We start from the raw sequence: 20,033 nt of genomic DNA, 5'->3' as shown, positions 1-20,033 counted from the left end.
CAGTTCACGCAAGGGCTGACGCCTTTCTAGTGTAAAATCTATTCGGCAGACATAGAAAGATAGACTCCGGTTTGATTTTGGATAATCTAGTATTTTCGGCTAGTCCCCTTTTTTCCAAGACACATATAAATAGATTACAGATAGACTCGAAGGACAAATAAAGCCCTTCATGAGACTATCCAAACTATCTTGGAAGGGGTAATTGGTATGTCGTTAGCAGGTCTTAACACAATGAACTCCATCGGGAGCGAGGTGAAAATCAATCGCGGCGGGCCGGACTCGATCGTAGGTGTTCTGGTGGGGATACAAAACGGTTACTTGGCCGTTGCGACGAAAGAAGGCATCGTCTATGTCAACAGCACCCATATCAAAAGCATCAGCAGCACAGGCAAATCCGGAGGGGCAAAAGCCATGACGGTGGACCCGATTATGGCAGGAAACTTCGCTGGATTGCTGCACGCGCTCCGCTACCAACGCGTACAGATTAACCGCGGCGGACCCGAAAAAGTCGAAGGTGTGGTTGCGGATGTGAACCAATCCACATTGACGGTGGTAGCCAAAAAAGATGAAGTCATCAGTATTCCGATATTCCATGTGAAATCCGTTATGGTAATCGGCTCGAACACCAGTGGAGGAAACAAGAACAAAAGCGGCGGTAATAAAAACCAATCTAAAGGCAATCAGTCTGGAGGCAACCAAAGCAAAGGCAACCAAAGCAAAGGTAACCAAACCAAAGGTAACCAAACCCGGGGTAATCAAACTCGTGGCAATCAAACTCGAGGTAATCAAACTAGAGGTAACAAAACTCGCGGCAACCAAACCAAAGGCAACCAAACCCGCGGCAACCAAACCAGAGGCAACAAAACCAGAGGTAACCAAACCCGCGGCAACCATACCAAAGGTAATCTGACAAGAGGGGCCATGGAATGGGCTAACAGATCCTGGAGAAAGACCAAAACGATTAAACGTACGGTACGCAAGCGCAAAATCGGTAAATAAGCCATGACTGCATTCAACAAAATAGACCCTTCGCGTTGAATCCAATCCACAAAGGGGGGAATAAACCATGTATGTATTTATTGCAGTTTTAATTGCCGGAATCCCGTTATACTGGATGATTCGTCCAGGAAAAGCTACACGGACCGCAGATCCAGTCATTCAGCCAGTATCCAGTGTTCTCCCCCTGGGAGGTGAGTCAAAGTAAATGTCTGACTACCAAATGTGGTTAACAGTCGGCGTATTTGCCATCACCGTCATTTTCTTAATGTGGCGCCCCCGCGGAATCAACGAATCCATTTCAACCACCGCCGGAGCATTTATTCTGCTCGCCGCCGGGGTCGTCCCTTTAACGGACCTGATCACTATTTTCAACATCGTTTCCGGAGCCGCTGTGACGATTCTGTCTACGATCGTGATGTCCCTGGTGCTGGACAGCGTCGGTGTTTTTCGCTGGGTTGCTCTCAACCTGATTGAACGGGTAAACGGTTCCGGCCGAAAACTGTTCTGGTACGTGATCCTGCTCTGCTTCCTAATGACGATTTTCTTTAATAACGATGGCAGTATCCTGATCACAACGCCTATCATTATTCAAATCTGCTCGATGCTGAAATTAAAGCCGCATCAAAAAATACCGTATCTCCTTTCCGGCGCACTCATCGCAACGGCATCCAGCGCACCGATCGGCGTGAGCAACCTCGCGAATCTCATTGCGCTTAATATCGTAGGCCTGGACCTGAACAGCTATACCCTAATAATGTTCGTCCCCTCCATGATCGGGATCGCAACGATCGCCATGCTGCTCTACCTTTATTTCCGCAAACAGATTCCCGTTACCATCTCCCGTTACCCCGCCCGTGATTATTCATTGGTTAACATACACCCGCTTCAACAGCCAACCGAATCCAGAACCCAAATCGACTGGTGGCTGTTTCGTGTCAGCATCTGCATCGTAGTCCTCTTCCGGGCAGGTTTTTTTCTAGCAGCAAGCTTGGGTATACCGCTCGAGTATGTCGCAATCACCGGGGCTGCCCTCATCGTCTTCGTCCGCTGGTTTCGGACCAAAACAGGGATCAAGGACATCGTCACGAAGACGCCTTGGCATATCCTGCTGTTCGCCTTCAGCATCTATATTATCGTCAAAAGCCTGGATAACGCCGGGTTAACCGCCGCTTTAATCAACGGATTACAACCTTTTGCCGGCATGGGTGAAGCCAGTCTGATCGCCGCATTCGGACTTTTGCTGACCCTGTTGTCCAATATCGTGAATAACCTGCCGTCCGTCATGATCGGAACCTTAGCGGTGCTCGGCATGGGACTTGATCCGCAGCATGTCCATCTCGCTTATATGGCAACGATTATCGGAAGCGACATCGGTTCATTGTTGACGCCCGTCGGAACCCTCGCTACCTTGATATGGATGTTCATGTTAAGAAGCAGCAAAATTCATATCACATGGAAGCAGTATATGCGCGTTACGTTCATTGTGATACCTGTCGGTCTAATCGTCAGCCTCGCCAGCCTTTATCTCTGGACCCAATATGTCATATGAAAGGAGGCAAGCTATGGAGTCCATCCGTTCTCTACTTGGAAAAACAATAGAATTAAAGATCTCGGGCTATAAAATCCCGATCATCGGTGAACTCATTGATGTCGGCAGTGATATTTTGGTCCTCTACTCGGAAAGCAAATATATTTACACTCCGGTACACCATCTTCAGCACATGAAGGTCATGGAGGAGGCCGAGGATTCGTCTCAAGCCAACAAAGAGCCCGTTCTTGACCATACCCATATTTCTTTTCGCAAGATGCTGATGAATGCAAGAGGCATATTTACGGAAATCCATCTTGGCGGTGCCAGCTCGATTCATGGGTATGTAACCAGCATTATGAATGATTATTTCCTTTTCTACTCCCCTGTTCACCATACCGTCTATATCCCGCTGCACCACGTGAAATATTTGTCCCCGTACCCTCCGAATATGACCCCCTATGATTTGAGCGATTCGCATTTTCCCGTGCAGCCGGGAACACCGGCCCTATCGCGGAACTTGGAACAGCAGCTTGAAAAATTCCAGAATGGTCTGGTCGTGTTCGATTTGGGTGAATCTCCCCTCAAAGCCGGGCTCCTCAAAAAAGTAGACAGTCATATTATAGAACTGATCGAGGCGGGAGGCCAAACCGTCCTTCTTCACACGGATCATATCAAATCCATTCATCTTCCCTAACCAAAAACAGCCAATGCAGAGCATGCTCTGATTGGCTGTTTTTGCATTTATGCATAACGCCGGGATCTGGCAGGGGGGCCATTTCCGGTTTCCGGGGAGCTTCGCGGCAGAGTTGTGGGGGAGGGGGAACTAGGACCCAGGAGCAGGGACCCTGCGTGGGGAGAATGGCGTTGTTTGGTTAACTGGGGTGACCGGCTCATCGTCTTACTTTCCGATCTGCGCATATTTTAACCGAAGAACAGGCCTTTGGCGATTAACGAAAGTTAACGGATCGGCCGTTTTTTTATATAATGAGAGAAAAAGTACGGAAAAGGCATCCATTTTGTCGGAAACTTGGAGGATACAATGATCACGCGGACCGATGCAATCATCTTAAAAACAAAAATCACCCTGCCCTTTCCGAAGGATGGCCTGGTCGAGAGGGAACGCCTGCTTCAATCTCTGTCGGGTGGAGTTCATGGCAGACTCACCTTGATTTACGCCCCTGCCGGCTCAGGCAAAACCACCCTGTTGACGCAGTGGGCCCGAAGCGGAGGAGTCAACTGCGCCTGGCTGGCGCTGGACGGCCGTGACAACGATCCGGTCCGGTTCTGGCGCTATGCGGCGTTTGCATTGGCGGAAATCCTGCCGGTCCCGGCAGCCCTGCGAATGCTGGAACTGGCCAATGCCCTGCCTTCCCTGTCGGCAGACGCCTTCCTGGATGCGTTAATGAATGAGCTTTATGGACTGTCCGAGCCTGTAAAGCTCGTATTGGACGATTATCATTGGATAGAGGATGACCGCATCCATAACAGCTTGTCTTACCTGATCGACTATATGCCTCCCACCCTCCATGTGACGATCGCGAGCCGCAAGGAAGTACCTTTTCCTGCATCCAAATGGCTCTCCAAGCGGGAATGCATCGTCATTGACGCCGACAGGCTCCAGTTTACCCGGGACGAGTCCGAGCAGTTTTACCACAAGTCCGGCATCATGCGGCTGACCCCGCGGCAGATCGACCGGATTGCGGAACGGACCGAGGGATGGGCGGCCGGTCTGCAGCTGGCCTCGCTCTCTTTAAGAGCGGCGGAAGACGTGGACCGATGGATCGAAGGGTTCTATGGGGACCACCGGGATGTGGCCGATTACCTTTTTCAGGAGGTACTTGCGCAGCTTCCTGCCGACTTGAGATCGTTCGTGCTGACGACGGCCGTTCTCGACCGGATGGATGCAGACATATGCAGCCTGCTCACGGGTGACCCTGCCAGTAGGGACAAGCTTGACGCGGCCCGCCGGTTCAATTTATTTCTCATCCCGCTGGACCTGAAGCATGAATGGTTCCGCTACCACCATTTATTCGCCGGATTTGTCCGGGAACACCTCAAGCGGCATCAGCCCGATGAATGGTTGCAGCTGAACCGGCTGGCAAGCCGGGGCTTTGCGTCCCGCGGATTGCTGGACGAAGCCGTAGACCACGCCATGGCTGCCGGAGATTACGCCGAGGTGGGCCGCCTGCTCGAGCAGCATATTCCAGCCGTGCTGGAGCGCGGGGAAGTTTCCGTCCTGCTGCGCTGGTTCGAGGGGTTCCCGCCAGCCTATGAGCTGTCTATGGAGCTGTCACTCTTGTACGCGTTCGTATTGGTGCTCACCGGGCACTTCGACCAGGCGGAAACCAGACTCGGATCACTGGAGGCGTCGACCCGGATGCTGAAGGAATCGGAGCGGCTGAAGCAGCTGCAGAGCGGCATCCTGTTCGTCCGTTCCAATCTGATGTTCGCCAGCGGAGACTTCACGAATTGGTTTGCCTTCATCGGTACCATGCTGGACGATATCCTCCCGGCTAACCCGACTTATTATATGTTTAACTACAACAAAACGGAGCCTCTTGTGAGACGGACCGCACTGGGGTTAAAAGGAGTTCTGTCGGCGGACACGGAAAAAATCGGCACGCTGTTTATGGGTGTGCTCGCCGCCCATGGCTGGCAGGGGTCGCTCATTCATCTCTATGTGAAGCAGTCGCTCGTTGAAGGATATTATGAATGGAACCGTCTCGGCGATTGCCGCCAAATGCTCCAGGAGATGACAGTTCTGACCGAAAAATTAAACGTACCGGGACTGCTCGTCCCCATGCTGCTCATGAAGGCCCGCCTGCTCATTGCGGACGGGCGGACCGCTCTGGCGCATGACGTCATCGACGAAGTGCTGGATGCTCCGCTCTCCTCTTCTGCCGGCTGGGGTGCGCCCTGGGTCCATCTGCTGACGGCTTTCAAAATCCGCATGCATCTTTCGGACGGGCAGATGCCGGCCGCCAAGAAGCTGATGGCCCGGCTGGGGCTGTCCGCCAAGGACAAGCCGACATTTCAGCGGGAGTATGAAATGATGACGCTTGTGCGCCTGCTTGGCAAGCAGCGGAAGGAGAACGAGGCGCTGCGGATTCTGGAGCATCTGCTGCCCCAATCGGAGCGCGAGCAGCTCGTTTCCGGCATCGTGGAGAACCATATCCTGCAGGCGCTGCTGAAGGAACAGCTGGGGCAAAAAACGGCCGCCCTCCGCCACCTCCATACCGCCCTGTTCCTGGGAGAACAGAACGGGTATATCCGGAGTTTCGTGGATGAGGGCAAGCCGATGATGTCGCTGCTTGGCCGGTATGAGGCGGTCGTCATTCGCGGAGAGTCCGTTGGAAGCCATGAGGACTTTGGGGCCGGGCTCCCGGGGGAAGTATCCGGAGATTATGTCCTCACGCTTCTGAGGCTATTCCCCATGGCCATGCAGGAGACGGCAGCTGCGGCTGCCGCTCCGGCGGCTTCGGCCGAGCCGCTGAGCCGTAGCGAATCCGAGCTGCTCCGGCTGATCGGCCAAGGGGCGAGCAATAAGGAGATGGCCGCCGAGCTGGCGTTGTCGGAAGGGACCATTAAAGTCTACTTATCCCGCCTGTATGAAAAGCTTGGCGTATCCTCGAGAACCCAGGCGCTCGTTACGGCCCGGCAGCTCGGTCTGCTGTCTTAGGCAGCCGGACCGTCATCTCCGTGCCTTCTCCCGGAGCGCTTTGGACCGAGACGCTGCCGCCGTGCATCTGCACGATTTTCTGAATAATCGACAGTCCCAGCCCGCTCCCCCCGCCGGAGCGGGTTCTTGATTTATCCGCTTTAAAGAATCTTTCAAAAATATGCTCGAGGTCTTCGGCTGAAATGCCAATGCCCGAGTCCCTGACGCGAACGACGGCCTCGTGCCCGCTTTCCTCGAGAAAAACCTGGACCGTTCCGCCCTCCGGTGTAAACTTAATCGCATTGTGGAGCAGATTCACCCAGACCTGGCTGAGCAAATCCCGATCCGCCTCGATCGTCACGGGCTCAAACTCTACGGACATGTCCAGGTCCTTGCCCTGCCACTGGGGCTCACAGGCGAGAACGAGCATCTGGAGCTGTTTGTCCAGCCGGACGGGTTCAGCGTGAAACGGATGTTTGTCGGAATCCAGCGACGCCAGGCGCAGCATGTTCTCCGACAGCCGGGAGAGCCGTACGCTCTCCTCCTCAATAATGTTCAAGTAATGGTCCCGTTGGCCGGCGCTCAGGTTCTCCTCGCGCAGGACACGGGCAAAGCCGCTGATCGAAGTCAGCGGGGATTGAATCTCGTGGGACACGTTCGATATAAACTCCTGGCGCATATGCTCCAGGTTGTTCAGGTCGGCGGCCATGTTGTTGATCCCCTTCACAATCCCGCCCCAGTGGCCGTTTTCACCGAACACCGGAATTTCCACCTTGAAATCACCTTTGGAGATTCGCTTCAGCGCATCGATGACCAATTGGTAAAACTCCGACTGTCTCCGCTTCGCAAAACGCGAAATAATCGAGATGGAAACACCGAAAATGACGAATCCAAGCACGGAATTCAGCAGCTGCCTCACGAGGGGGGAGATGTGCCAGCGAAGGCCGTGAGTTAAATAGAACGCGGCGGTCCAGCAAACGATGAGCGCTGACAGCACAAGGATCATGAAAAAGATGATCCGGACGCGCAGCCAAAAGTTCGGCGGCTCGCCGTCCATGCCCCGAATCTCATCCTCTCTGCGCTTGGCAATTTCCTCCCGCTTTCTTCTCCGCTCTTCCTTCTTGAGCTGGCGAGCTTCCTGCCGATCCTCCGGCTTCGTTCCCCTCGCGTGATTCATGCGCTGCCACGTTTCGTTCTGCTCCCGATCCAGACGGCGGCGCTGAATCCGTTCCCGCTGCGTGCTGAAACGATCCGGCCCGCTTCGCTCCAGGTTCCTGGAACGGGCTTCGGTACCATTACCCTGGAACGCATCACCCGGCCCCTGTTCCCGATCCTTCATGACAGCACCTCGAGCCGGTAGCCGAGGCCGCGGATCGTGCGGATCTGAAAGCGGTCCTGCTGGTCGGCAAACCGTTCCCGCAGCCGCTTGATATGCACATCGACGGTCCGTTCGTCACCTTCATAGTCATAGCCCCAAATATGTTCAATGATTTGATCCCGGGAAAACGTCTTGCCCGGGTAGCTTCCGAGCAAAAACAGCAGCTCAAATTCCTTCAGCGGGAGCGTCAGCGCAGCCGATCCTGCGTAGCATTCGTACGTCTTGCGGTTCAGACGCACGTCGCCAAACTGGATTTCCTGCGAGGCCGATATTTTATAACGTTTGAGCAGCGCCTTCACCCGGACAGTCAGCTCAAGCGGGTCAAACGGTTTGACGAGATAGTCGTCGGTCCCTAGCTCAAACCCTTTGACCTTTTGCGAAGTCTCACCTTTGGCCGTCAGCATCAGCAGCGGAATGTCATAGGCCGCATCCAGCTCACGGCACAGCTCCCAGCCGTCCATGCCCGGCATCATAATATCGAGGATGACCAGATCGGCCTTGAACGACTCCATTGCCTCCAAGGCTTCATTTCCGTTCGCCGCCTCCGCTATCGTATAGCCCTCATTCTTCAGCAGATGGCTGACGAGCTCCCGGATATGAGGATCGTCGTCGACAACCAGTATATGAGCCAAGTCGCCCCACTCCTTTCTATAATAAATATGAAATGAACGCGAACGTTCGCGTTTATGCGTTCCGTGCATCCATGCCCCAACCGAGGGGCCATTTTCGTCCTACCTGCATTTTACCGATTCCGTTCCGATCTCGTAAACATCAATGTGCCGACGATTGTGAAGACTAGGAAGAATCCGGCCATCACGAGCAGATCCGTCACCGGATTGTACAACACGACCTGCGAGTAAACCGGCGTCCCGGAATAAAATACTACCCGGGCCAAATCAATGCAGTACGTCATCGGCATAATATGGGCTAGAAAGCCGAGAATGCCGGTGGAATGCTGGATCGGAATCATCGCTCCCGACAGGAACATCTGCGGCATGACGAGCAGCATCGAACCGATATCCGCTGTCTTACTGTCTTGGACAAACCCGATGAAGAAAATACCCAGCGATCCGCCGATCAGGCAGAACAGCGGCGTAATGAGAAACAGCCATACAATATGCATGCCGCCTAATGGAATTTGCATCAGGAGCGCGACGATCAAAATGCCAATCAGTCCCACGATGCTGGTGAAGCTGGAACCGATCATTTTACCGAGGATAATGGAATACCTGGAGATCGGAGACACATACAGCTCCTGCGTCAAATTCTGGTTCCTTTCCTCGATCAGGGAGCTCATCCCCGTGATGAGGCCCGTGAACACGCTGTTCACGATCATGCCGATCATCATGAACTGCAAATAATTGTAGCCGAGATTGCCGGCCATGTTCTGCGACAGGCTTCCACCGAAGATGCCGATGAAAATGATCGGAAAGACGATGCTCACGATCATCAGCACCGGATTTTTGATCCCTTTCGTAATTTCCCGTGCGGCGATCGCCACAACCGCATTGCTTTCCTTTTGCGCTTTGGTCATGAGCATTTAGACCGCCCCCTTTCTCGATTCGTCGTTCTGACTCTGCTGCACTAGGCTCAGATAGGCTTCCTCCAGCGTCTGCTGGTGCACTTCCATCCGGCTTAATGGCGTTTGCAGACGGGCTACGAGGGACTGCGGCGTTTTATCCTGAAAACGGACCCGGAAGCACTGCTCCTCTTCGGTAAAGGAAACCTGAAGCTCCTCCAGCTCCGCCCGCAGCGCCTTCCGGTCGCCTGCATCGATCAGCATGCTTTTGTCACCTAGCAGCTTGTGCTTGATCTCTTCCGGCGTTCCGAGCACTGCCACTTTGCCGTGCGTGATCATGCATACCCGGTCGGCTTCCTCCGCCTCTTCCAAATAGTGTGTCGTCAGGAAAATCGTAATGTTCTCCTCCTTGCGGATCTTCTGCAGATAAGCCCACAGCGATTGGCGGGCAGAGGCGTCCAGCCCCTGCGTCGGCTCATCCAAAAATAAAATTTGCGGCTTGTGCATCAAGCTGCGCATGATTTCCAGCTTGCGTTTCATCCCGCCGGAGAAGCCTTTGACCTTCTTGAACAGATTGTCGTGAATGCCGACGATGGCGGCCAGCTCCTCGATCCGCTGCTTGTATTCCTTCGGCATCATGCTGTAGAACGGCCGGTAGGCATAAACGCCATAGATGCTGACATGGAGGCGGATGTTCTCTTCCGCCGTCAAATCCAGGTCCAGGCTCGGGTTCTGAAAAATAATGCCGACATTCCGGCGCACCTTCGCCGCTTCCTTCTCCACGTCATAGCCGGCGATCATGACCGTGCCTTCGGTTTTGGACAGCGTGGTGGTCAGGATCGAAATCGTGGTCGTTTTCCCCGCCCCGTTCGGGCCCAGGAAGGCGAAAAATTCGCCCCGCCCCACCTCGAAACTGATCCCGTCCACGGCCGGACGTTTGCTGCTTTTATATTGTTTTCGCAATTGTTCTACGCGAATGATGGGTTCCATCTTCATACCTCCCTTGATTCTGGGTCACCAGCCGGAGCCTGCATCAAGCAGTGCCGAGCTTGTGAACGGTACTAAGATTAAACCTGTAATGTGAACTCAATATGAACTGGAGGGCTCCGCATGCGGATCATGCCCCGAAATATCCCCTTACCCTCGCCTCTTTTGATTAAGCCAGCTTTTATTCCCTCGTCTGGTTTGTGGAATGGCTTCAACGGAGCAGGCGGAATCGTGCTGGAGAAACGAAGTGGTCCCCTTTATTCCCGGATTTCAACCTTCTACCCGTTCCATGGAAATCCGGGAATAACAGGGATCGGAAGCATGATCCGCATGCGCAGTGACGATTAGGCTGCGGACTGGACCGATAAAGTTTGGATTTAGTCAAACTTTATCTTGAAACACTTCCAAATTATTGTATGATGGATATTATTTGCATCCGGTCAATTATGAAAGCCGGGCGAAAGCAAGTCACCATACATAAGGTTTCGTTTAGAATTGGGGGGTTTTACCATGCAACAATCCGCAAAGCCGTCAATGTCCTGGCTGCTGAAGTATTTGAAGCCGGTCCGGGGGCGGCTGCTCCTGCTGCTTATTCTGCTGCTCGCCTCGACCGGGGCGCAGCTGGTCAATCCGCAGATCGTGCAGCGTTTTATCGACACGGCCGCCGCGAACGGCATCGTCTCCAGCCTGCTCGTGCTGGCGGGGATTTACCTGGTTTTTGCCGTGCTGAACCAGGTCCTGACCGTGGCGATCAGCTATCTCGGCAACGACGTGTCCTGGCGCGCCACCAACCAGCTGCGCGGCGACCTGCTGAAGCACTGCCTGCGGCTCGACATGCGGTTTCACAACTTGAAAACGCCAGGCGAAATGATTGAGCGGATCGACGGGGACGTCACCAACATGTCGAACTTTTTCGCCATGTTTATCATTAAAGTCATCGGCAGCTTCGTGCTTCTTGCCGGCATTCTCGGCTATATGTTTACGATCAATTGGCCGATTGCTTCGGTCATGACCCTGTTCACTTTGGCATCTATTGGGGCCATGGTGTTCATCCGCAATCTGGGCGTCACCTCCTCCAAAGATGAACGCGGTGCCAGCGCGGCACTGTTCGGCCTGATCGAGGAACGGATCGCCGGCATCGAGGACGTTCAGGCAAACGGCAACGTGCCGTACGTCATGAACCGCTTCTACCGTTCCATGCGAAATGTGTTCCTCAAAGGTCGCAAAGCCTGGATGCTGCGCGTCATTCCCTGGAATACGACGGTCGTGCTGTTTGCTATCGCCGTGACGGCGGTGCTGATGCTCGGTGTTCATTATTTTCTGACCGACCAAATATCGCTCGGAACGCTATTCCTGATCTATCAATACACCCAAATGCTGAACGATCCGATCGAGCAGCTCGGGGATCAGGTTCAGGAATTCCAAAAGGCCAAATCCGGCATGCTGCGCTCCCAAGAGCTGCTGGCGAGCCGCACCGAAATCATGGAAGGAACGCAAACGGCGCTGCCTGACGGAGCGCTTGGTCTGGAATTCGACCATGTCCATTTCAGCTATAACCCGGATAAGCCGGTACTCCACGATATTACGTTCACCATCCGGCCCGGCGAGCGTCTGGGCATCATCGGACGTACCGGAAGCGGCAAGTCGAGCCTCAGCCGGGTCCTGCTGCGCCTGTACAATATCAACAGCGGCACCGTCCGGGTGGGGGGCGTAGACATCCGCGACCTGAAGCTCGAGGCGCTGTACCGCCGGGTCGGCATGGTCACGCAGGACGTGCAGCTGTTTGACGGCACGCTCCGGGACAATCTGACGCTGTTTGACGGCAGCATATCGGACGACTATATTCTGGGCACGACCGAAAGGCTCGGACTCAAGCAATGGATCGACTCGCAGCCGGAAGGTCTGGATACGCACCTGAAGGCCGGCGGAGCCTCGCTGTCCGCCGGGGAAGCGCAGCTTTTCGCCCTGACACGGGTCTTTCTGACCCAGCCGAGCCTGGTGATTCTGGATGAGCCGTCGTCCCGGCTGGATGCCGCTACCGAAGCGATGCTGCAGTCTGCCGTGGATCAGCTCATGCAGAACTGCACGGGCATCGTGATCGCACACCGGCTCTCCACGCTGGAGCAGGTCGACCACATTATGGTGCTGGGCGACGGCCGGATTCTTGAATTCGGGGAACGGGAGGTATTGGCGAAAGACCCAACCTCACACTACGCCCAGCTGCTGATTACCGGACGAGAGGAGGACTTGGCATGACCGTAACCCGGTTTATCCAGCGCCTGTTTACGTATAACATCTCGCTGTTTATTGTGAACGGCCTCTTGTGGGGGCTGTTCCATTCCATGCCGCTGCTGCTGGGCCTTGGCATGCAGTGGTTTTTCGACAGAGCGACCGGCCAGTCGCATAACTATTTGTGGCTTGTCGCCCCGCTCATCTTTATCGCGATCGTCCGCATTTCCCGGACCGGCGTCTTCTTCTGGGCCTTTTTTAAATGGGTCACCTATATTTACGACATCCAGGCCATTCTCCGCACGAATATGCTGAAAGGCATCATGCGCTGGCCCGGACGCAACCTCCCTGCATCGCCGGGCGAAGCCGTGAGCCGGTTCCGCGAAGACGTGGACGAAGTGGTCGAATATGTGGAGTCCTGGGTCGACTTCTGGGGACGGTTTGCGTTTACGATCATCTCCTTGGTCATCATGGCCCGCATCAACTGGCAGATCACCCTGGTCGCGATCCTGCCGCTGGTTGCGGTAACGCTGCTGAACAATCTGTCCGGCAACCGGGCGAGACGCTACGGCCAGCAGAACCGTGAAGCCACCGGGCGCATTACGAGTTTCATTGCCGAGTCTTTCGGCGCGGTGCAGGCGCTGAAGCTGGGTCAGGCCGAGGATCATGTCCACCGGCGCTTTGTGGAGCTGAATGAATCGCGGCGGCAGGCGGCGCTGAAGGATAACCTGTTCAAGCAGTGGATGCGCTCGCTCAATCAGCATGTGCTCAGTATTTGTACCGGCATTATCTTGCTCATGTGCGCCTCGGCGATGAAGGCCGGGCAGTTTACCGTCGGCGATTTCGCCCTGTTTACCTCATACATGACCAATATTGCGTTCAGTATTTCCCTGTTCGGATATATGGTTTTTCAGCATAAAAGACTTAAGGTGTCCCTCGACCGTATGAGTGTTCTCTTCCGGCCAGGGGAGCAGGAGCGGATCATGGATTTCAGCGAAACGTACCTTTACGGCGAGCCGCCAGAGCTGCCGGTGGTCGAGCGCAGCTCGGATGACCGGCTGCAAACGCTGGAAATCCGGAACCTTTCCTACACCTATCCGGGCTCGGAGAACGGGATTACTGATGTGAACTTTGCGGTGACAAGAGGTCAGTTCGTCGTAATTACCGGACGGATCGGTTCCGGCAAATCGACCCTCGTCCGCACGCTGCTCGGCCTGCTGCCCAAATCGGGCGGTGATGTGCGCTGGAACGGCCGCGACATCGATCCGGCGGCGTTCCTGGTTCCGCCGCGCTCCGCTTATACGCCGCAGGTTCCGCGGCTGTTCAGCGATACGCTGCAGGAGAACATCGTCCAGGGCAGCCCGCCCGAGGCGGATGCGCTCGCCCGGGCGATCCGGCTGGCCGTCATGGAGAAAGATATCGAGGACCTGGAGAAAGGTCTCGATACCTTCGTCGGCCCGAGAGGCGTCATGCTGTCCGGCGGCCAGATCCAGCGCGCCGCCACAGCGCGCATGATGATGACCGAGTCGGAACTGTTTATCTTCGACGATCTGTCGAGCTCGCTCGACGTCGAAACGGAGAAGAAGCTGTGGGAGCGCCTGTTTCAGGAACGCGACGTCACCTGCATCGCCGTATCCCATCGCCGGGCAGCGTTGGCGCAGGCCGACCATATCATCGTGATGAAGGAAGGCCGCATCGAAGCGGAAGGCAGCCTTGCCGAACTGCTGGAGTCCAGCACGGAAATGCAGCTGCTGTGGCAGGGGGAACTGACGGATTCACCGGAGGCGGGCGAACAAACTGACAGCAAAAACGAGACGGTGAAGGTCTGAACCACTTCATCACTTGGGGATAGCCAAACAGCCCCGGCCAAATTGCGGCCGGGGCTGTTCATGTTATTTACCCATAGACGGGTTTCCCCCAAGAAGACTATTCGGATTTTGTGGCGGATTGAATAATTTTCCATATCGGATTTCGAACTACATTAGTTACCGGTAGGCAGCAGGACCAGCTTGCCGCGGGCGCGCCCACTCAGGCTGATGTCGAGTGCTGTGCGCCATTCGTCGAGCGCGAAAGTCCGAGCAACAGGGACAGTGAACTTGCCGTCCGCTGTGTACTGGGCGAACTCGCCGAGAACATCGTAGTTCTGAGCCTCATCCATTGAGAGCTCTGTGAAGGTGGTGCGGACACCGAGCTCGGCGGCTGCGGTGAAGTCGCTAATGGTTAAGACACGACGAGGATCACCTTCAACGATTTGGATAAGAGCAGGCAGTGCTCCACTCGGCGGTGCTGTATCCAGAACCATATCCACCGGCTGTCCGGCCAACTCGGCTACGCGCTCAACCATTCCGTCGCCGTACGAGGTCACCTCCGCTCCCATCGCGCGGAGCTGATCGGCGTAGCTATCACCGGCGGTAGCGATCACTCGGGCACCTCGCATCAGGGCGACTTGGACGGCGGCAATGCCTAGCATGGTTCCGGCTCCGTGCACAAGGAGGGTATGATCCGACTTCACCCCTAGCACTTCAATGTGTCGATAGGATGTTGCGACTGCGAGCGGCAGTGCCGCAGCCCGCACGAAGTCGAGTCCTTCTGGGATACGTGCCCAATGGTCCAGAATTGCTTGTTCAGCCGCGCCGCCGCTCAAGGCACCGGCGTAGTCGGCGATGCCTAGGACGGCGTCGCCGATCGCGACATCATGGACACCCTCACCGACCGCATCCACAATCCCAGACACATCCAGACCAATGCCGCGAGGCAGATCACCGGGAAACAGGCCTTTGCATATTCCCCAGTCGGCTGGATTTAGCCCGCAAGCGTGCACTTTCACACGAATACGCCCGAGACCGGGGCTAGGGATCGCAGCCTGTTCCAAGCTCAGTACTTCTGCCGGTTCACCGTATTGATGTAAACGGACCGCGCGCATTGTTGCAGGGGTTGATGTTGAATTGTTCATATCACTACTCGACGAATCAAAACTCTTCATTTCGATTTCCCTCCATTTTGTCTTGGTAGTCTGTGTTACAATGGAATCATAAACTATGAAGTTAACTTGAAGGCAAATCATTTAGAGGGGATTTACATTGAAAATCCATGAGTTAGCAATAAAAACAGGCTTGACAGCCCCTACCATTCGATTTTATGAGAAGGTAGGTTTGTTAGACAGTCGTTATGTTCTTAGGGGGAAAAATAACTATCGTGACTATTCAGAGAAGACAATCGAACATTTGAAGATCATTAAGAGGCTGCAGAGCGTTGGCTTTTCTCTAGACGAAATGACAGAACTCTTTCAAGAATATACTGTGGATAAGCTTACGATATCAAAAGGAATTGAACTCATTGACCTCTTTCGTGAAAAGATACGTGAGATCGAGCAGAAACAGATCGAATTTGAGCAGATTCACAGAACTCTTAATGACATGTTGGAAGCCAAAATTTCATTGATGAAACAACTTAAGAACGGAAACAATGTTTGACGACAAAATCTAGAAAAGGCCATTTTGTCGTACCGGTGTGCCTCGAATGGGCACAGGGAGTTGGTTGCGATTATTTTACCACTACAAAATTTGAATACCCCCAACAATCAATACGTCCACCAATTGCCGGACATCACGAGGAGCGAGAACAGCTTGATGCTGTCTTCGTAGTATCCTTCGCTTGAGCTTCCGGCCGTATACGTCCACACGGAATTCAGCCAGGTTTGGTTCGACGAGGAAGTCATGGCGCTGACACCGAACGGGGCGAAAAAGGCGCCGCTGTTATACGAACCGATGACGCTTCCGTTCAGCTTGTATCCGTCCTTGACGGCGCCCGGGTTGCTGTTCACCTTGCCTTTGATCCAGCTGTTCATCTGGTTCAGCTGATTCAGGGCCCGGTTGTCGCCGGTCATCAGGTAATCGGTCGTAATCCGCCAAGGCGTACGGCAGGAATTATAGGCGTAGGAGCCGTCGGTCGTATCTTCCAGGAAGTCGGCCGGCGCCGGCTTGTACGCGCCTCCCGAGTAGACGACAAAGTCGGGTAGCAATCCCGTCGATGCACTGTAATTTGTATAAATCGAATTGATAATGGAGTAGGTTTTATCAATGACCTTGGTCCACCGGGTATCACCGGTAGCCTGCTGGAACGCCTTCAGATGGTTCAGCATGAAGTCTGAAGGACGGGTCGCCGTAGCGTAGGAACCGTCGGTAGCCCAATCGCCAAGCCGGAGGGTCCATTGCGTCTGGTTCACGTCGTTTTGCATAATGGCGTTGATGATATTTTTGGCTGCCTGCAAGTAGTTCACTGTGCCGCTGCTGCCCCACTGCTTGTCCGCCAACAGGAGCGAATAAGCGATGTCCATATCGCCGTCGGTGGCGGAATCGGCCCCTTCAACATTCTGAAAGCTGCTGTTCTGTTTCCATGCCATCAAGTACGGATTATTGTCGCTGGGATGCTCGGTGTAGTACTTATACAGTCCGTTAAAATAGGTCTGCGCGCTGCTGTCGTATCCGGCCATCAGCACGGTCAGCAGCATGCCGTAGCCATGCGCTTCGGACACCGTCGCGCCGCTTGCATCGTACTTCACATAATATTTGCCGGTCCCGGCCGGCTTCAGGTAAGCTGATTTCCAGCTGTCCCATTTGGATTTGACTGCATCGTCCATCGTGGTCTGGGTTACATGACTCGGCTTGATCGAGCCGCTGGTGTAAGTCGTATGCTGAGGAAAAGGCTTGTTCGGCGCCGCCAGCGCAAATCCGGCGGGAACCATCAGAAAAGCGAGACAACAGATCAGAACGGCTTTGCCGCTTAATGAAAATCTCTTATTTCTTTTCATCACCCATTACGCTCCTTTAATTTCATAGATTAGGAAACAGGTTATGCCTCGGTTCATCTCAGCTGTAACCGCCCGGGACGCCGTCAGCGCGGGCAGCAGATCACAGAATTAACGCAGTCCCACCCCCTCCGAAAGTTAAAGCGCTTTAATATTTGTTTCTCTATTAGTCTACCTGATTTCCAATTATTTGTAAAATATATTTTTATATGTAATCCAACAGCTGCACGGCATTACGCCGCATATCCTCCGTCCGCTGCCTAAAAGCGCAGTAGGCGATATGGTCCAAGCCAATGTGGAGCAAACAGCAGCGGAGACGCTCCTCCATCTGCGAAGGAAAGCCTCCCTGCCGTTCCCAAACCTCATTCAGAACCTGCTGCAGATCGATCTCCTGCCACTGCGGATACCAAGGCCACCAGTATAAAAGCCAGGCCATGTCATACAAGGGATCGCCGTAAATGGCATTTCCCCAATCGATGATGCCGGTCAACCCGCCGCGGTCCACCAATACATTCCGGTTCAAAAGGTCGCAGTGAGCGATACCTCTGTACTCTGGAAGACGGGGGGCGAGACGCTGCAAAGCCGAGACGCCGCTATCAAATATTTTGGACTCCGCGGGGAATAAATCCAGCCGCTCCCGCCAGCCGGGAAGCCGGTCCCTCGGTCCGGTCACGGACAGCAGCTCCTCACTCCAGCTTGCGCGACGGCCCCCAAGACGCCACTCTCCACCATGGCTTATACTTCCTGTATTTACCTGCTGAAGTCCCGAGAGCGCATCAATCAGCACCGGAAGGATCAGCCGCATTTCCCCAGCCTCAAGCTCATCCAGATGTCCGCCACGGACCCGCCTCGATACGGCATAGAAACCTTCGGATGTCTCTCCGATCAAGGTAACCTCAGGAACGGGTACCATTGGCGGGGCGAGTGAACCCATGACCTGATCTTTTTGAAAATCTTCCACATGAGCGCCAAAACGGATCACCATTTCCTGGCCGTCCAGCGTGAATCCATAAGCTGTTGACCAGTCTCCGGCACCCACCGGAGCAATATCCTTTGCCCGGCTGCCGAAACGGCTGTTTAGAAACCGGACTGCACCAAGAAGATCAATAGTCATGAGGCTTCCTCCTCTAATTACCAGATTACAAGCAGTCTACCAGCCATGTTCCCCCGCTTCAAGTACTAAATAGGTATGCATAGCCTCATAGCATCAATAGCCCAGCACCCCCGTAATGCCACTGCATAGTTCCCGGCTCCCCGCAATAACGCCGGATGCCCCCCATGTAAACGGCCCGCCGTCCATATCGGTTGCGATTCCGCCTGCCTCCTCAATCAGAAGAGCCCCGGCCATCCAGTCGTAAACTTCCTGCCCGTGCTCCCAGTAAGCATCCATCCGCCCGCAGGCCACATAAGCCATCTGGAGCGCAACCGAACCGAGCATACGGATGGCAGTCGTCTCCGGCAGGAGCTTCCCGGTACTCCAGGCGGTCAGCCGCACGTTCTCGGGCTCCTTCTCAACCTTGTTCGGCGGCGCAGTGACCAGCAGGGCGTCGGCAAGTTGGGTTTTCCGTGCCACGGCAATCCGTTCCCCGTTCAGATAAGCACCCTGTCCCCGAATCGCATAAAAAAATTCACGCCGGTTCGCATCATACACTGCCGCAAAAACCGGCTGCCCCTCCTCGATCAGGCACAGCGAGGTAGACCAGAAGGCAAAACCCTGATGCAGGTGCACCGCGCCATCCACCGGATCTAGCACCCAATAAGTCCCGCCAAATTCCGGCTCACGCTGCTGATCCGCATCCAATTCGGCCTCCGACCATGGAATATCCGGGTAACGGGATTCGAGTATGCTCCTGATGTTCTTCTCTGCCCACGAGTTCGCCTCCACAAACCGGGCGATCATCGCCTCCCGGTCCGCCGGAGCGGGCCCCTGGCCGTATTTGACCAGCAGCTGTCCGCCGGTCCCTTCAAGAACAGTGCGAATTTCTTCAACATTCAGATTCGTTTTCATCTTTCATCCATCTCCTTTTGATATGTGAATCACTCTTTAATGGTATTGCATAATACTACTAATGAGCCTGCAAAAAAAGGGGGGGACGCCTCCTATTCCAGCATCCCGCGATACGGATCGATAATCCGCTCGTAGTGACGTCCATATTTCTCTTCCAGCTCCCGGCCGAAGTCCTCCTCAATCCGGTCGGCAATGACATCGTGGAAGAACGCATTGTTCAGCAGCTCGATCACCGACGGGTGGTCCGTCTCCAGCGCAGACAGCTTCAGTGATTTGCCGAAGCTGCCGATCAGGGCTGCCCGGCCGTCGCACAGAACGGAAAATTTGCGCGAGATCACCTGCGCCCATTCCTCGCTCCGCTGATGCACGATGACGTTCGAAAGCCCGGTGCCCGCCTCGCCGATCGTGATCAGAATGACGTTAATCCCGCGCTGCTGGGCTTCCATCAGTGCTTCCTCCACCCAGTGGACATCCTCCGACCAAATGTCAACGACAATGCTCCTGTCCGCATTGGCAATCAGCCGGCGGATGGCGGTCTGCAGCGCTTGTTCCCCTTTCCAGGTATAAAAGGCAGGTGCCGTCTTCGGCGGAGCATCCAGCTCCTCCACAAGCGCCTTCGCCGTCTGCTCAAACTGCGACTTGAGCATGCGGATGAGCTGCCCGATCGGGACGGCATCGTACAGCACCGGATCCGCTTCGATGGAGCGGCAGAAGCCCTTGTCGGTCAGCACCCGAAGCGCCGCATAGACGTTGGTCCGCGATACCGATACCCTTTTCGCCACTTCATAACCGGACAAATGCGGCTCTTCGTGCAGCACGAGGTAGATGCGCGCTTCCAGATCCGACAGACCGAGGCTTCGCAGTTGTTCGATCATTTTTAGCTCCTACTTTCGTTAAAGTTTGTAGTGTTATTTTAT

16 protein-coding genes are annotated in these 20,033 nt (G+C 54.7%); 7 read left to right on the top strand and 9 right to left on the bottom strand.

What is annotated here, in order from left to right; genetic code table 11:
* Nucleotides 1–231: 231 nt before the first annotated feature.
* From ABID47_RS18925 to ABID47_RS18910, 4 genes are all read left to right on the top strand, one after another.
* A complete protein-coding gene (locus tag ABID47_RS18925; RefSeq protein ID WP_354499065.1) occupies nucleotides 232–999 on the top strand; it encodes a hypothetical protein in 768 nt (255 codons plus the stop codon).
* 205 nt (nucleotides 1,000–1,204) lie between these two features.
* Entirely contained in the window at nucleotides 1,205–2,548 is a 1,344-nt protein-coding gene (locus ABID47_RS18920; RefSeq protein WP_145027179.1) for an arsenic transporter, read from the top strand.
* Nucleotides 2,549–2,561: 13 nt separating this feature from the next.
* Nucleotides 2,562–3,224, top strand: coding sequence for a DUF2642 domain-containing protein (locus ABID47_RS18915; RefSeq protein ID WP_354499063.1), 663 nt, complete (start codon nucleotides 2,562–2,564; stop codon nucleotides 3,222–3,224).
* A gap of 345 nt (nucleotides 3,225–3,569) precedes the next feature.
* A complete protein-coding gene (locus tag ABID47_RS18910; RefSeq protein WP_354499061.1) occupies nucleotides 3,570–6,209 on the top strand; it encodes a LuxR C-terminal-related transcriptional regulator in 2,640 nt (879 codons plus the stop codon).
* On the opposite strand, the gene ABID47_RS18905 is transcribed toward ABID47_RS18910, so the two are convergent.
* From ABID47_RS18905 to ABID47_RS18890, 4 genes are all read right to left on the bottom strand, one after another.
* On the bottom strand, nucleotides 6,178–7,527 hold the full coding sequence (locus tag ABID47_RS18905) for a sensor histidine kinase (protein WP_354499059.1): 1,350 nt from the start codon (nucleotides 7,525–7,527) through the stop codon (nucleotides 6,178–6,180). The genes ABID47_RS18910 and ABID47_RS18905 overlap by 32 nt on opposite strands.
* Nucleotides 7,524–8,198: a response regulator transcription factor gene (locus ABID47_RS18900; RefSeq protein ID WP_076173037.1), complete on the bottom strand. Its 675-nt coding sequence runs from the start codon at nucleotides 8,196–8,198 to the stop codon at nucleotides 7,524–7,526. Before ABID47_RS18900 ends, ABID47_RS18905 begins: the two co-directional genes overlap by 4 nt.
* Nucleotides 8,199–8,308: 110 nt before the next feature.
* Nucleotides 8,309–9,106 carry an ABC transporter permease gene (locus ABID47_RS18895; protein ID WP_354499057.1) on the bottom strand — a complete coding sequence of 266 codons (798 nt, stop codon included), beginning with the start codon at nucleotides 9,104–9,106 and terminating at the stop codon, nucleotides 8,309–8,311.
* On the bottom strand, nucleotides 9,107–10,075 hold the full coding sequence (locus tag ABID47_RS18890) for an ABC transporter ATP-binding protein (protein ID WP_145161773.1): 969 nt from the start codon (nucleotides 10,073–10,075) through the stop codon (nucleotides 9,107–9,109).
* A gap of 507 nt (nucleotides 10,076–10,582) precedes the next feature.
* On the opposite strand from ABID47_RS18890, the gene ABID47_RS18885 reads away from it, so the two are divergent.
* Both ABID47_RS18885 and ABID47_RS18880 read left to right on the top strand, forming a co-directional pair.
* A complete protein-coding gene (locus tag ABID47_RS18885; RefSeq protein WP_354499055.1) occupies nucleotides 10,583–12,328 on the top strand; it encodes an ABC transporter ATP-binding protein in 1,746 nt (581 codons plus the stop codon).
* A complete protein-coding gene (locus ABID47_RS18880; protein WP_354499053.1) occupies nucleotides 12,325–14,130 on the top strand; it encodes an ABC transporter ATP-binding protein in 1,806 nt (601 codons plus the stop codon). Before ABID47_RS18885 ends, ABID47_RS18880 begins: the two co-directional genes overlap by 4 nt.
* A gap of 152 nt (nucleotides 14,131–14,282) precedes the next feature.
* Here ABID47_RS18880 and ABID47_RS18875 read toward each other — a convergent pair whose 3' ends face one another.
* Entirely contained in the window at nucleotides 14,283–15,284 is a 1,002-nt protein-coding gene (locus tag ABID47_RS18875) for an NADP-dependent oxidoreductase (protein ID WP_354499051.1), read from the bottom strand.
* A gap of 97 nt (nucleotides 15,285–15,381) precedes the next feature.
* Here ABID47_RS18875 and ABID47_RS18870 point away from each other — a divergent pair, with 97 nt between their 5' ends.
* Complete coding sequence (locus tag ABID47_RS18870; protein WP_354499049.1) at nucleotides 15,382–15,774, top strand: MerR family transcriptional regulator; 393 nt, start codon at nucleotides 15,382–15,384, stop codon at nucleotides 15,772–15,774.
* Between the two features lie 107 nt (nucleotides 15,775–15,881).
* Here the strand turns inward: ABID47_RS18870 and ABID47_RS18865 are convergent, their stop codons facing one another.
* The 4 genes from ABID47_RS18865 to ABID47_RS18850 all read right to left on the bottom strand — a co-directional run bounded on the left by ABID47_RS18865 (nucleotide 15,882) and on the right by ABID47_RS18850 (nucleotide 19,991).
* Entirely contained in the window at nucleotides 15,882–17,111 is a 1,230-nt protein-coding gene (locus ABID47_RS18865; RefSeq protein ID WP_192716101.1) for a glycosyl hydrolase family 8, read from the bottom strand.
* A gap of 202 nt (nucleotides 17,112–17,313) precedes the next feature.
* Nucleotides 17,314–18,222, bottom strand: coding sequence for a phosphotransferase family protein (locus ABID47_RS18860; RefSeq protein WP_354499047.1), 909 nt, complete (start codon nucleotides 18,220–18,222; stop codon nucleotides 17,314–17,316).
* A gap of 93 nt (nucleotides 18,223–18,315) precedes the next feature.
* The gene (locus tag ABID47_RS18855; RefSeq protein ID WP_354499045.1) at nucleotides 18,316–19,116 is read right to left on the bottom strand and encodes an inositol monophosphatase family protein; all 801 of its coding nucleotides are present in this window, start codon (nucleotides 19,114–19,116) and stop codon (nucleotides 18,316–18,318) included.
* A gap of 92 nt (nucleotides 19,117–19,208) precedes the next feature.
* A complete protein-coding gene (locus ABID47_RS18850; protein WP_354499043.1) occupies nucleotides 19,209–19,991 on the bottom strand; it encodes a TrmB family transcriptional regulator in 783 nt (260 codons plus the stop codon).
* Nucleotides 19,992–20,033 lie beyond the last annotated feature (42 nt).

This window comes from Paenibacillus favisporus (assembly GCF_040545415.1).
Lineage (GTDB): Bacteria > Bacillota > Bacilli > Paenibacillales > Paenibacillaceae > Paenibacillus_AQ > Paenibacillus_AQ favisporus.
Note: the sequence above shows the minus strand (reverse complement) of the source record. Positions and strands in the feature narration are given on the sequence as shown.

What these genes read in the sequence shown, in the direction of transcription:
- ABID47_RS18925 (WP_354499065.1), top strand. Translation starts at nt 232, where the DNA reads ATGAACTCCATCGGGAGCGAGGTGAAAATCAATCGCGGCGGGCCGGAC.
- ABID47_RS18860 (WP_354499047.1), bottom strand. Translation starts at nt 18,222, where the DNA reads ATGACTATTGATCTTCTTGGTGCAGTCCGGTTTCTAAACAGCCGTTTC.
- ABID47_RS18905 (WP_354499059.1), bottom strand. Translation starts at nt 7,527, where the DNA reads ATGAAGGATCGGGAACAGGGGCCGGGTGATGCGTTCCAGGGTAATGGT.
- ABID47_RS18875 (WP_354499051.1), bottom strand. Translation starts at nt 15,284, where the DNA reads ATGAAGAGTTTTGATTCGTCGAGTAGTGATATGAACAATTCAACATCA.
- ABID47_RS18910 (WP_354499061.1), top strand. Translation starts at nt 3,570, where the DNA reads ATGATCACGCGGACCGATGCAATCATCTTAAAAACAAAAATCACCCTG.
- ABID47_RS18880 (WP_354499053.1), top strand. Translation starts at nt 12,325, where the DNA reads ATGACCGTAACCCGGTTTATCCAGCGCCTGTTTACGTATAACATCTCG.
- ABID47_RS18920 (WP_145027179.1), top strand. Translation starts at nt 1,205, where the DNA reads ATGTCTGACTACCAAATGTGGTTAACAGTCGGCGTATTTGCCATCACC.
- ABID47_RS18915 (WP_354499063.1), top strand. Translation starts at nt 2,562, where the DNA reads ATGGAGTCCATCCGTTCTCTACTTGGAAAAACAATAGAATTAAAGATC.
- ABID47_RS18890 (WP_145161773.1), bottom strand. Translation starts at nt 10,075, where the DNA reads ATGGAACCCATCATTCGCGTAGAACAATTGCGAAAACAATATAAAAGC.
- ABID47_RS18885 (WP_354499055.1), top strand. Translation starts at nt 10,583, where the DNA reads ATGCAACAATCCGCAAAGCCGTCAATGTCCTGGCTGCTGAAGTATTTG.
- ABID47_RS18865 (WP_192716101.1), bottom strand. Translation starts at nt 17,111, where the DNA reads ATGAAAAGAAATAAGAGATTTTCATTAAGCGGCAAAGCCGTTCTGATC.
- ABID47_RS18895 (WP_354499057.1), bottom strand. Translation starts at nt 9,106, where the DNA reads ATGCTCATGACCAAAGCGCAAAAGGAAAGCAATGCGGTTGTGGCGATC.
- ABID47_RS18855 (WP_354499045.1), bottom strand. Translation starts at nt 19,116, where the DNA reads ATGAAAACGAATCTGAATGTTGAAGAAATTCGCACTGTTCTTGAAGGG.
- ABID47_RS18850 (WP_354499043.1), bottom strand. Translation starts at nt 19,991, where the DNA reads ATGATCGAACAACTGCGAAGCCTCGGTCTGTCGGATCTGGAAGCGCGC.